The following is a 12,758-nucleotide window of genomic DNA, read 5'->3' on the forward strand; positions in this document are numbered from 1 at the left end:
ATTGAGAAGATTGTTCCGGCGATGGAGGTAATGGCGGTCTGATTTGGGAGTGAACGATTCGCTGCTGAATCCGAAACAGTGGTTTCTGGACTTTTTCGGGTCATCCAATACGGCCAGCGGGGAGCGGATCACCAATGACAAAGCGTTGCTGAACAGCAACGTTTACACTTGTGCATCCATTTTGGGCGGGGATGTTGGCAAATTGCCGCTGCAGGTGTTTAAGCAGCGGGGGAATGGCATCGAAAAGGACACTTCTCACCCGGTTTCCCGGCTATTGGGCATTCGCCCGAACCCATACATGAGTGCGTATACGTTCAAAGAACTGATGCAGGTACATGTAACGGTGTGGGGCAATGCCTATGCGAACATCGAGTGGGAGACAAGCGGGCCGCATAATGGACGCCCCAAGGCACTTTGGCCGCTGGATCCCTCGAAAACAGACGTACAGGTAGATGTCATCACAGGCGAGGTGTGGTACGTCACCACCCTGCCAAGCGGAGAAATGCGAAAACTACGCCATACGGACGTGCTCCACTTTAAGGCGATCAGCAAAAGTGGGCTCAAGGGTATCACGCCTATATCGGTTATCCGCGAGGAACTCGGCGTGCAGCAGGCACAGCGCAAGTTTTTAGGGTCATTTTACTCCAACGGGACTGCAACGCGCGGGATTTTGCGGCTGCCGGCAGGCGTTGCTTTGGACAAGCCGGCGAAGGACAAGGCCCGCGACGAGTGGCAAAAAGCAAACAGCGGGCTAAACAATGCACACCGGATCGCTATTCTTGACGCCGGTATGGAGTATCAGAACCTTGGAATGCCGCTCAATGACGCCCAATTTATCGAAACCTCCAAGTTCGGCATCGCCGAGGTAGCGAAAATATACAAAGTTCCGGGCTATAAGCTCGGACTTACTGACGTCAAGTATTCAAACATGGAAAATCAGTCCTTGGAATACGTAAAAAGCACGTTACAGCCAATCATGACCAACTGGGAGCAGGAAATTAACTACAAACTGTTTACGGAAGCAGAGCGGCGACGATATTACGTCAAATTCAACGTGTCCGGAGAGTTGCGCGGCGATAGCACGAGCCGAGCGGCATACTACGACAAGATGATCACGATGGGCGTATACAGTATCAACGAGGTCCGCGAGCTGGAGGAGCGGGACAACATCGGCGAGATGGGCGACCGCCATTTTGTCAGCCTTAACTACGTGAGTTTGGACAAAATGGACCAGTATCAGGCACTGAAAGCGGGACTGAAATCCGGGAAAGGGGGTGAGTGATTTGGGTAAAAAAGAAATCCGGTACCTGCATGCGGACTCAATCGAGGTAAGGAGCGGAGAAGGAGAAGGCGATACGCTCGGCCTGGCCGGATATGTTGTAAAGTTTAACCAACGTAGTCATCTGATATGGGGAGAATTTTACGAACGTGTAGCCCAGGGGGCGTTTTTGCACAGTCTTTCCGAAAACACAATCAAAGCCCTATGGAATCACCGCAGCGACTTTGTGCTCGGCTCGACTAAAAACGGAACGCTGCGGCTGCATGAGGATAATATCGGCCTTAGATTCGAGATCGACTTACCCAACAATAGCTGGGGTAGAGATGCTTACGAATCTGTGCAGCGCGGCGACGTTGACGGCATGAGTTTCGGCTTCAATGTCCGCCGGGACGCATGGCAGTACCTCAAAGAAGAGGATGTATTCGAGCGCACGCTGCTGGAAGTAAACTTGTTCGAGGTATCCCCTACGCCATTTCCGGCGTATCCGGACAGCGAAGCCAGCCAGCGCAGCCTGGACGAGTTTGGAATCGTACCGAGAGAACGCCGAAAAATCGAAAAAGAAAAACTGTTGCTCGAACTGGACTTGTTGGCTATCGGCTGATGAGTCTTTATTATTTCAATTAATGGAGGTACATCATGGACGAAAAAGAACGCGAATTACGCCAGCAACTGGCGGCAAAATTGGATGAAGCCCGCAGCCTTGCGGCAGAGGGGAAATTGGACGAGGCCAGAGCGGCGAAGAATGAGGCGCAGGAACTGAGAAAACAGATCGACTTTCTGGCTGAACTCCGTGACACTGACACGCCAGTGGTAACCTCGCCTGTTCTTGAGCCAGAACACCGCGAACAGGACGACAAAGATAAGGCAGCGCAATACCGCAGCGCATTCCTTAAAGCGCTCCGTAACAAGCCGCTGAACGCGGAAGAGCGTGTTCTGATTGATGAGGGGATTGAGGAGATTCGTGCCGGAATGCAGGGCGATGTTGCTGAAGATGGTGGTTTGATTGTGCCTCAGGATATCAGCACGCAGATCAACGAGTTTAAACGTCAATTCGTATCACTGGAAACGTATGTTACGGTCGAGCCAGTTTCGACTCGAAGCGGGTCACGTGTCATTGAGAAAAACGCAGATATCACAGCGTTTACCGAAATTACCGAGTTGACCGACTTGACATGGACAACCCGAAATTTGCGTCCATCAAATACAACATCAAGGATCGGGGCGGAATCCTGCCAATTAGTAACAGCCTGCTGCAGGATACGGATCAAAACCTGATGGCGTACATCGCAAAGTGGATCGCCAAAAAGTCTGTGGTTACGCGGAATAAGCTGATCCTTGCTCTGCTAGACAAGAAAACGAAGGTGCCAATTACCGGGGTTGATGACATTAAGCACGTGCTCAACGTGGACCTGGATCCGGCCATTAGCAACAACGCCATTATCCTGACTAACCAAGATGGGTTCCACTTTCTTGACATGCAAAAAGATAGCGAAGGTCGGGACTTACTGCAACCGAATCCAACGAATCCGACACAAAAAATGCTTAAAGGTAAGCCGATTGTCGTTGTGTCGAATCAATGGCTGCCAACCATAGACAAAAAGGCCCCAATCATCATCGGCGACTTGAAAGAGGCGGTTGTACTGTTTGACCGACAACAATACTCTATTGCATCCACCAACGTCGGCGGTAAATCATTTGCTCGTAACTCAACAGATGTCCGCGCTATTCAGCGCGAGGACGTGCAAGAGTTTGACATGGAGGCCGTTGTCTACGGTCAAATTGCCATCGCATAGGAGGACTGAGCATGTACACGACGCGCAATTACAAGGAGCCGGGCGGGCAACGATGGGTCATTGGAGGAGAATTGGCCCTGGAAGGCGAAGGCCGGATCACGAAGGACGGCCAAGTAGTTTCTCTTGGTGGCGATGCTTCTCCCAGCCCCGCAGCGCCTGCCGGATTATCAGCCTATGAGATCGCAGTGGAGCAAGGTTTTGAGGGTAGTATAGATGAGTGGCTGGCTTCCCTTGTGGGGCCAGCTGGCGAAGCGGGGCGGCCGGGGGAGAAAGGCGAACCGGGAGCCAAAGGCCCTAAAGGTGAACCTGGATATCCAACCAAGGAACAATGGTACGAGTTGCTTGCCCGCGTGGCCGCACTAGAATCTGCCTTCGAAGCCCAGGGAGGCAAATCGTAATGTTGACCACGCTCGAACGGCTCAAAGGGCTGCTGGGTCCGGAAGCGGAGACGTGGGGCGACGACATGCTGATGTTGCATATTGCGTCAGTATCCGCTGCCATCGAAAATTATTGCAAGCGGAATTTTAAGAAGCAGTTGTACACGGAGCGGGTCAGCGGGTACGCGTCATCCCGGTATATCAATTTGCGTAACTATCCGGTCCATCAAATCACACAGATTTCGGCCGTTTCTGATTATGACATTTTGGACGACGGCCGGCTCTATTGCCCTGCTGGCTGGCCAACAGGGGATCATAACATTGAGGTCAGTTATATCGGCGGGTACGTGCTGCCAAGCGACGCCATGCCGGACGAGCCGCGCACACTGCCGGAGCCGCTGGAGATTGCATGTCTTATGTACGCTAAGTCTCTCTGTGAGCGTCAATTCATCCCGGTCGGTATCCAGAAAGAGCAATTAGGGGAGATGTCCGTTACCTATGCTCAACAACAGACGGATAAGGACATGCCTCCTGTAGTAACTGCGCTAATCACTCCTTATGTCGGGCGGTGGTACTGATAAAAATCAGGCTCAAAGTCAAAGAGGACCAGAAGCAATTTCGGAAGCATAAGCAGCAAGCGGAAAGACTCTCGCGATCCCGCGCCGAGGTTGGTTGGATAGGCGACCGAGAACAGGTTTTGAAAGCCATATTCAACGAGTATGGGGCGAACATACCCGTTACCGACAAAATGAGAAAGAAACTGCTTACTTTGGGTGTTCATCTTCGGGATGACACCCATTTCATTTCTATTCCTGAGCGGCCATTTTTACGTGCGGGATATGACGCATACGAAGGGTCGCTTGCAAAGCTTATGCAATCTCTTGTCGGCCAAGCTTTAGCCGGTACAATCACGCCTGAGCGAGCGCTAGAACGTGCTGCAAAGGAACTCAAGAAGCACATTCAATCCCACATCGAAAAGGGCTCCTTCGTGCCCAATTCGGAGTTAACGCAAAAGCTCAAGGGCGGGAATCATCCTCTTATCGACGAGAAAAAACTGATGGATACCCTGGAATACGAGGTGCATATGAAATGAATCCAAGGCAATTTGAGGGACTTTTACGTCGCTTTTCGAGGCCTTATCAGGTGGTTTTGAAAACGGAGGGGCACTTGGATAAATCCACGGGGGATTGGATTCCTGGTGGCGAACCGGAAACAGTCACGGACTACGGGGCGATTGTCGCGCATCCGGCACAGACTGTGTTCCAATCAGGCGGCATGTACACCGTAAAGGACAGGCACTTGTATACGAAGCGCACAATACCGGCTCAAACCGAAGTGCTGCATGGTGGGGAGAAATACAAGGTCCAGGCCGACAATGATTACGCCGGGTACACGACTGTAAACCGATACATTTTGAAGCGGGTGAGTGTACTTGATTGATCATCAGAAAATCAAAGCGGCATTTGTTGGCCAATTGCATAAGCACCTTGGATTACCTGTTATCATGACGGATCAAGCAGCACCACAACCTTCATACCCGTTCATCGGATTTACTTTCGTTGCGCCATACGTTGACAAGTCGCCGTATGGTAACCACTTCATACAGGACGAGCATAGAATCGAAAAGCTGGCTGCGGTAACCATCTCCATCACCTGCTATGCAAAGTCGAGTCAAGACGGTTACCGGATATCAGGACAGGCTCGGGACTGGTTTCAGGGTATCGGGCGCAACCTGCTAAAGGATGCAGGCATTGTCGTCGTCAAGTTGGAAGCAACGACGGCGCGTGACACGCTGCTTACCTATGATTACGAGCGCAGGATAGGCTTCGATGTGCATATGCGCATGGTGGATGTAATCGAATATGACGAAGACATGATCGAAAAAATCAAAATGAAGTCCAGCGGTATGATGTCAAGTCCCTGATTTATGAGAATTGGAAAATTTCCTTGGCGTGCAGCAGGATCAATCCCAAAAAAGGCATCACCAAACTAGACCCAGTCGAAAATTAAGTAAAATACCATAATTTAACTGGGAATTAGAGAAGAAAATTCTTGAGCCAAGGCATTATTGCTCTGTCGGCTTCACCTTCCTTCTGGGCGTATAGAGTTGGTCGTTGCGTAGCAGCACATCGACCAGACGCACAAGTTTTCTTGCCGTTAAGACGAGGGCACGTTTGTGTTGATGCTTAGGGACTTCATTGAATTTCTTCCGGTAATACTCCCCGAATTCCGGGTCGCGGTTTTTTACCGAGTTGGCAGCTTCAACTAGGTAATAGCGAAGGAATCGGTTGCCGGAACGAATGCGCTTTGTATCTTCCGCCTCGAAGGAGCCGGATTGGTGCTTGCGCCACGTCAGACCCGCATACTTGGCCAAGGCGGCTTGATCCGTGAAGCGGTCGATGTCGCCGATCTCGGCCAGGATGCCTGCGGCATAGACCCGATCAATGCCCGGAATGGAACGGAGGCACTGGCTGCTGGAAATGCCGTCTAAAATGCGCTCAATCGCCTTGTCGAGCTCTTTAAGCTGACGCTGGATGCTCCGGATCGACTGAATTGAGGTGCCCAGCACCAAATCAATGGAATCCTCGACAACCTTCGAGAGGCGGTACGAGGCCCGAGCCGCCTTTTGAATACAGCGGGCGACGTGTTCGGGATCGGGGAAACGATTTCTCCCCTTGTCCTTTAGATAGTCAGCCAAATGGGCGACATCCATATTCCCCATCTCATCCAGGCTATACTTTTCCGAGAGCATTTCCATGATGGCATGGCCGAACACGGAACTGTCCACTTCCGCGCGAAAAGCATTGCACTTATAGAACAGATTTTGCAAAAAGTATTGCTTCTCGCGGGTGAGGTTGTGTACGAGATGGAATCGCATGCGAGTGAGCCGCTGCAAGGCGATGTACTGTTCCTGCATCACGATAGTCGTCGTGAGTCTGCCAAAACGCAGGCGGTCTGCAATGATCCAGGCATCGATGCGATCGGTTTTGTCCAGGTCGGCATAAGCGTCTTTGAATTTGTTAATCAGCTTCGGATTAATGGTGAACACCTTGGCATTCAATTGTTGAAGGGCCTCATCCTCATGCAAGTACATGGCTGGATGCCAGCTGTAGACGGATGTGGCTTCAAGCCCGATATGAACCTCAGAGCAGGCTGTCTTGACCGCAGCAGAAATGATGCGATCCCGCAAGTAAGAGGCGCCGTGCAGATTGTTGGTGGTCTTGAAGGTCTCCAGGGTGTCGCCATCCGATTTCATCAAACAGGCTTCCAGTTCTTCGTAACTGACGTCAATACCGACAAAAAGCTTCAAGAGAATTCCTCCTTTCTATAAGGGATTCAGGGAACGGACTCTCCGGACTGTCTCCGGCGGACTCGCCGATCAATCACCCTCGCATATGAGAACACGCTTCGGTTCATGAGCTGCCCCGACGCTGCTACAGTCGGGCATGAGTTGCCGAAGGGAACAGCCAGCGGGTAAGAAGTGCAAGCGAGTACCGGAGAAACAGACTTAAAAAGTAGATTGGACTACAGGAGTGAAACGAATTTCCCCGAATGGAACCCTAAGTTCCATTGTCCGGAGACATTCCGGAAAGTCCAGTCCCCATATTAATTTTCAATGTGCAAGCTGGAAATTTTGAAGGCATTCTATGTTCCTATAAAGGACTGGAAAAAGACTCAAAACTGCCTTTAGGAAATACTATACGAGGAGTGAGGCGGATGAGCGCACTGAAGGACGTAACGGTTACTATTGACCTTGTCCAGCCGATTGGGCGGATAGGATTCGGTACGCCATTGATTTACGGCGCCAAGGCTAAGGGTCACGAGTTTAAATATTACTATGAACTAGAGGAGGTCTTGAAGGACTTTCAGCCCAATTCCCCGGAGTATCTGGCCGCAAAGGCGATCTTTGCTCAGGGGGATAAGCGGCCGGATAAAATCGCGATTGCATGCCGGGATACAGCAAACGAAGAAGAACAGTATTTTGCAGACCATCTCGCAAAGCTGCTCGATAAAGATTGGTACTTCCTCTTCTGTACCAGCAATGCTCGGGAAGAGGTTTTGAAGATTGCCGATGTCATCGAAATGGATGGCTCGAAAATGTTCTTCACTCGGACCGACAACATCGAGGATGCCAAGGCAATCCAGGCGGCAGCCAAGGAGCGCACCGTTGTATTCTATCACAATGATGTCAATGCCTACCCGGAGGCTGGCTGGATCGGCGCGGTTGCGGCGGCCCCGGTCGGCTCGGTGACGTGGAAGTTCAAAGAAATCAAGGGCTTGACACCCCTTGAAATTTCCGCTACAGAGCTCCAAGATATTCACGACGCCGGAGCCGTGACGTATGTTCGGAAGGCCGGGCGCGGCGGGGCGAGTGAGGGCAAGACATCCACGGGGGTATACATTGATATCATCCACGCCAAGGATTATGTGAAATTTAATATGGAGTACCAGTTGCAGCAGCTACTCAACAACACGCCAAAAATCCCATTCACAGACGCGGGTATCGCTCTTATCGAGGGGCAATGTACAAGCGTATTGAAGGACGCATTCAACAACGGGATTATCGCGGCGGACGAGAACGGATTGCCATTGTATTCGGTGCATTTTAAAAAGCGCGAAGAGATCCCAGCAGACATTCGGGCAACGAGGGAGTACAACGAAGGAGCTTTTGAGTTTGAGCTGGCCGGCGCGGTACACAGCGTCAAAATTAAAGGCTCTATTAAATTTTAAGGGTGAGGTGAGGCGACGTGGCAACATCAACGAATTATGATGCAATGGATGTCACTGTCACAGTGGACGGGACATTCATTACTGGTTTTTCAGAGGGTTCCATGGTTGAAGGTGAAAAGGACGAGGACAACTTCGCCGCATCCGTTGGTGCACAGGGGGATGTGGTAGTTAGTGAGGTAAATAACCCACTTGGGACGATCACGATCACGCTGCAGCAAACTTCTCCTTCCGTGTCATTCCTGAACCAATTGGCTAATGCCAAGAAAATGGTCCCGGTGTGGGTAATTTATAACGGCACACCGAAGGAAAAGTTCGGGGGAAGCCGGGCGCGGGTAAAGAAGCCGGCCACGTCCAGCTTTTCTAATGAAGCAGAGGATCGGGAATTTGAAATCCAGGTATTTGACTATACGGTTGAGTGATTCTGTCGCCAAATAAAGGGCGGCTTTTTTTGTTCCATACAAACTAAGGAGAAGTGATCCAAATGGCAAAGAAACAGACAACGGTTGAAATTCAGGGTACAGAGTATACATTCCAGCATCCGGGTGTTCGAGAATCTGTACGCCTTCGGGACCGGTCGAAGAATAAGAACGGGCAGCTTGTGGAGGAAAAGTACTATCAGGAATTGATGACACATGTCATCGTGCAGCCAAAAGTCAACTGGGATTACTTCGACGAGCATCCAGAAGCATTCGATGACGTAATGTTGGCAGCAGTTGAGTTTTTGAACCCACCCAGCGACAAGTAATGCGGAATACAAGCGACGCGCCAAGGAAAACTGGTCCTTTTGGCGCGTCGTCTTATCTGATGGCGGCATCACGTACAGCGATGCGTGCGAGATGGATTGGGATGATCTCAATGAGGCAAACGCCGCACTCGATATCCTGCATGCGCAGAGCCAGAGAAACAAACCAAAGAAAAAATAAGGGGACGGTCGCATGTCACTCCGTAAGCTTACCGTCGATGTCGGATACAACATAAGCACCAGCCCTCTTGAAACGCTGGACAAGCGCCTAAACAAGCTTTCCGGTACAAACTCCAAAGTGTTTGAGCGGATGGAGTCGAGCATGGGGAAAGCCGGAAAGGCGATGCAAGGAGTTTCCCAAAAATCGGGAGCAATGGCCTCCGCTGTATCGAAGTCACAAGGAGTCACGGCCCAGGCCTCTAAAGCTGCAGACAAGGCGACGGCAGCAAATGAACGATTGACGAAGGCCGCTGACCGGTTGCAGAAGGCAAATGATGCAGCAGCCAAGGCGACCGAGAGGGCAAGAGCCGCAACCGCAAAAGCTGCTGAAATTGCAGCGGTATCTACCAGCTCGCAAGATAAGGTTACCAAAGCAATTCAAAGAGCGCAGGCCGCAAACGAAAAGGCTACTGCTGCCGCTGTTCGTGCCCAAAAAGCGGATGAAAAATGGCGTATTGCCCATGAACAAGCGGCCGCTGCTGGAAATAGGGTTAAGCAAGCCTCCGACGGCGCGACGCAGGCGATTGACCGCCAAAGCAAAGCGGCTCAACGAGCAGCGAAAGAAATGGACCAACTTCGAAAAAAATACGGAGATTTCTCCACCGGTTCGCTTAAAGTGTTGGATCAGATTGACCAGGCATCCGGAAACATCCGTTCTGCCGGTGTCACAATGGGAGCTGCGGGCGGCGCGCTTACGGCCGGGATTGGCTCATCTATCAAATTGGCTGCTGACTTTGAAGCTTCTGTATCACGGGTTGGGGCGCTGTCCGGGGCGTCGGCCGAAGACATACAGCGTCTTTCGGATACAGCCGAACGGCTAGGGGCCGAAACGGCATTTACGTCTGTTCAGGCTGCTGAGGGCATGAGTTACTTGGCAATGGCTGGGTTTAAAACGAACGATATGATAGCGGCCATGCCGGGATTGTTGGATACGGCGGCAGCGGGTCAGATAGACCTGGGCCGGGCGGCGGATATCACGTCGAACATCCTGACCGGATTCGGTATTGAGGCCGCGGACACGGCAAAAGTAGCTGATGTATTGACCGCCACGTTCACAAACTCGAACACCGACCTAAATATGCTAGGAGACACCATGAAATACGTCGCACCCATAGCTAAAGCGTCGGGTCAGTCGCTCGAAGAGATGGCAGCAGCAACAGCAGCGCTCGGTGATGCAGGCATCCAAGGCTCCGAAGCGGGTACAGCACTTCGGGCATCCATGATCCGGATGGCGAAGCCCCCAAAAGAGGCGGCAGACGTGCTCGATCAACTCGGCATCAGCATTGCGGATCAATCAGGACGCATATTGCCGTTGTCGAACGTGGTCGGGCAGTTTGCAGAGAAAACAAAAGGGCTCACGGAAGCGCAGCGGCTCGCGGCCGTATCGACCGTTGTCGGCACGGAGGCGGCCAGTGCGTTCCTGACGTTAATGGATGCCGGCCAACCCAAATTAGAGGGATTCCGGACATCGTTAGAAAACAGCGGCGGTGTAGCAAAGAGAATCGCGGATACGCAGCTTGATAACTTGAACGGTGCCATGACAATGCTCAGTTCGGCCACGGACGGAGCAAAGCTGGCGATCGGCAAAACGTTCATCCCGATTCTTACAGACCTTGCTCGCTGGATAAACAAGCTGGTGGATGTATTCAATGGGTTACCGCAAGGGGCCCAGAAAGCCATAGCCATTTTCGCAGCGATAGCCGGGGCGGTTCTGTTGCTTGGTGGAGCCTTGGCGGTCCTTGTCTCCTTCCTGCCTAATGTGGTGGCAGGATTTAAAATGCTCTCGGCGGTCGGTCCTATCATCATGGGTATATCGGGGCCAATGCTGATAGTCATTGCTGTTATCGCTGCAATCGCCGTGGCCGCATATCTCATCATCAAGTATTGGGCACCTATATCGGCCTTTTTCAAGAGATTGTGGGCGGCAACTGTCTGGGTATTTACTTCAACATGGAATGCCATTGTCGGCTTCCTGGTCGATACGTGGAATGCGGTAAAGACCACGGCGGTCAACCTGTGGAATTCTATTGTGAACATGGTAATGGCGATCATTTCCCCATTCGTTGAAAATATCCGAGCATCATTTGCCCGGATTGTGAACGGCGTCAGAATGATTTGGGAAGGGCTAAAGCTGTACTTTAGCGCGGCATGGACGGTCATCAAGAATATTTTCTTGGGCGCTATCCTTTTGTTGAAGGATCTCTTTACCGGCAACTTCAGCGCTATGAAGAGCCACGCCATACAGATTTGGGATAATATCAAGGGCGCTATGGGGCAAGCGTGGGAAGGCATCAAATTGATATTTTCCGGTGCTCTTGAAGCCGTCAAGGGGTATCTTGACGGGGCATGGAACAACATAACAATTGCCGCCGAAATTGCTTGGAATGGTATTTCCACTTTCTTTTCGGATACCTGGAATGGCATCAAAGATATGACTAGCATGGTGTGGGACGCCATTGTAGAGAGCATTAAAAGCGCCATTGATTGGGTTAAGAACCTTCCTGGCCGAATGTGGCAGATGGGTAAGGATGCTATTACAGGCTTTGTGGATGGTATCAAAGGTGCCGCCAACGCTGTAGGCGACGCGGTAACCAATGTTGCGAACAATGTCACTGACGGCATCAAGGATGCACTGGATATCCATTCCCCTTCTCGTGTCATGAAGGAGCTCGGGAAGTACACGGGCGAAGGATTCCAGATCGGCATAGAAGACAAGATCCCGGAAGTGTCCCACGCCGTCAATGGTATGGCAACGGCAGCCGCAACCCCTCAAGCATCACAAACAGAGGTGGATGGGCTCGCGCCTACGTACAGCAATACGTCGGCAAATAGCAACATCATAATATCGCCTAATATTGAGATAACGATCCAAGGCGGCGAATCAACCAGCACCGCGAAAGATACCGCCCAGGAAGTCAAAAAGGAAATTGAGAACTTGTTTAAATCATTCGGCGTGAAAAATCCGCAGTTTATCGAGGGGTGAGGTTGATGGCAACAATTGACGGTATAGAAATTCATGTCACAAGCGAAAAACCTTCATACTCCGTCCGGGTATCTACCTACCCTATCGAGGGCGGGGCTGCTATCACGGATCACGTTGAGCCTCAATTGGTCACCTTGAGCCTCAGCGGTAAATTGGTGGGCCAGGATGCAGCCAAGAAGAGAAAAGAAATACTCGGAAAGATGAATAGCGGATCAACAGTTAAATATGTTGGCCGAAACTCCTTCATTAACTGCGTAATTGAATCATTTGAGAGCGACCACGAGTATAAAGTGGCAAACGGCATGAATTTTACAATGCAGCTTCGTGAAATCCGCAAGGTTAAGCCGTTGTTTTCGAATAAGCTACCACCTAAAACTCAGACCCTTGTCAAGGTGATGACCACGGCCGGCCGGCAGCAGGTCAAGACCACAAAGCAAAGCAAGACAAAAGGCACAAAAGCAAAAAGCCAAGGACCAACGGGAAAGAAGCACACGGTACGAGAAGGCCAGACGTGGGAAGCGCTGGCCTTCTCGTACAAAGTGGCCCTAAAAACCTTGCGATCCTGGAATACGCAAATACCAAGAGGCACCCGCCTGAAAGAAGGCATGGTTGTCATAGTCGGATAGGTGATTGC

The 12,758-nt window shown here is 51.3% G+C and carries 13 protein-coding genes and 1 pseudogene; 13 read left to right on the forward strand and 1 reads right to left on the reverse strand.

The genetic code is table 11. The features are described from left to right. Nucleotides 1-49: 49 nt before the first annotated feature. The 8 genes and pseudogenes from OCY70_RS29135 (at nucleotide 50) to OCY70_RS29170 (ending at nucleotide 5,373) form a co-directional block, all read left to right on the forward strand. Entirely contained in the window at nucleotides 50-1,282 is a 1,233-nt protein-coding gene (locus OCY70_RS29135; protein ID WP_261945061.1) for a phage portal protein, read from the forward strand. Nucleotide 1,283: 1 nt separating this feature from the next. After that, the gene (locus OCY70_RS29140) at nucleotides 1,284-1,880 is read left to right on the forward strand and encodes an HK97 family phage prohead protease (protein ID WP_213428452.1); all 597 of its coding nucleotides are present in this window, start codon (nucleotides 1,284-1,286) and stop codon (nucleotides 1,878-1,880) included. Between the two features lie 35 nt (nucleotides 1,881-1,915). Further along, nucleotides 1,916-3,072, forward strand: a pseudogene (locus OCY70_RS36390) (phage major capsid protein). A gap of 11 nt (nucleotides 3,073-3,083) precedes the next feature. Continuing rightward, entirely contained in the window at nucleotides 3,084-3,470 is a 387-nt protein-coding gene (locus tag OCY70_RS29150) for a hypothetical protein (protein WP_213428451.1), read from the forward strand. Then, nucleotides 3,470-4,027: a phage gp6-like head-tail connector protein gene (locus tag OCY70_RS29155; RefSeq protein ID WP_213428450.1), complete on the forward strand. Its 558-nt coding sequence runs from the start codon at nucleotides 3,470-3,472 to the stop codon at nucleotides 4,025-4,027. The genes OCY70_RS29150 and OCY70_RS29155 overlap by 1 nt, the downstream gene beginning before the upstream one ends. A gap of 119 nt (nucleotides 4,028-4,146) precedes the next feature. Continuing rightward, on the forward strand, nucleotides 4,147-4,542 hold the full coding sequence (locus OCY70_RS29160) for a hypothetical protein (RefSeq protein WP_249725134.1): 396 nt from the start codon (nucleotides 4,147-4,149) through the stop codon (nucleotides 4,540-4,542). 74 nt (nucleotides 4,543-4,616) lie between these two features. Further along, entirely contained in the window at nucleotides 4,617-4,889 is a 273-nt protein-coding gene (locus OCY70_RS29165; RefSeq protein ID WP_261945025.1) for a hypothetical protein, read from the forward strand. Continuing rightward, nucleotides 4,882-5,373, forward strand: a complete 492-nt coding sequence (locus tag OCY70_RS29170) for a phage neck terminator protein (protein WP_261945024.1) — start codon at nucleotides 4,882-4,884, stop codon at nucleotides 5,371-5,373. Before OCY70_RS29165 ends, OCY70_RS29170 begins: the two co-directional genes overlap by 8 nt. Before the next feature lie 141 nt (nucleotides 5,374-5,514). Here the strand turns inward: OCY70_RS29170 and OCY70_RS29175 are convergent, their stop codons facing one another. Beyond that, nucleotides 5,515-6,759, reverse strand: a complete 1,245-nt coding sequence (locus OCY70_RS29175) for an IS110 family transposase (RefSeq protein WP_261945023.1) — start codon at nucleotides 6,757-6,759, stop codon at nucleotides 5,515-5,517. Between the two features lie 260 nt (nucleotides 6,760-7,019). Between OCY70_RS29175 and OCY70_RS29180 the strand changes: the two genes are divergently transcribed. The 5 genes from OCY70_RS29180 (at nucleotide 7,020) to OCY70_RS29200 (ending at nucleotide 12,750) form a co-directional block, all read left to right on the forward strand. After that, on the forward strand, nucleotides 7,020-8,180 hold the full coding sequence (locus OCY70_RS29180) for a DUF3383 domain-containing protein (RefSeq protein ID WP_261948842.1): 1,161 nt from the start codon (nucleotides 7,020-7,022) through the stop codon (nucleotides 8,178-8,180). Nucleotides 8,181-8,197: 17 nt separating this feature from the next. After that, entirely contained in the window at nucleotides 8,198-8,599 is a 402-nt protein-coding gene (locus tag OCY70_RS29185) for a phage structural protein (protein WP_213430236.1), read from the forward strand. A gap of 62 nt (nucleotides 8,600-8,661) precedes the next feature. After that, complete coding sequence (locus OCY70_RS29190; protein ID WP_213430235.1) at nucleotides 8,662-8,925, forward strand: hypothetical protein; 264 nt, start codon at nucleotides 8,662-8,664, stop codon at nucleotides 8,923-8,925. Nucleotides 8,926-9,115: 190 nt separating this feature from the next. Continuing rightward, a complete protein-coding gene (locus OCY70_RS29195) occupies nucleotides 9,116-12,124 on the forward strand; it encodes a phage tail tape measure protein (RefSeq protein WP_213430234.1) in 3,009 nt (1,002 codons plus the stop codon). Nucleotides 12,125-12,129: 5 nt separating this feature from the next. Then, nucleotides 12,130-12,750: a LysM peptidoglycan-binding domain-containing protein gene (locus OCY70_RS29200; RefSeq protein WP_213430233.1), complete on the forward strand. Its 621-nt coding sequence runs from the start codon at nucleotides 12,130-12,132 to the stop codon at nucleotides 12,748-12,750. Nucleotides 12,751-12,758: the final 8 nt, after the last annotated feature.

Origin of the sequence: Paenibacillus melissococcoides, from assembly GCA_944800085.1 — a bacterium.
GTDB lineage: Bacteria > Bacillota > Bacilli > Paenibacillales > Paenibacillaceae > Paenibacillus_B > Paenibacillus_B melissococcoides.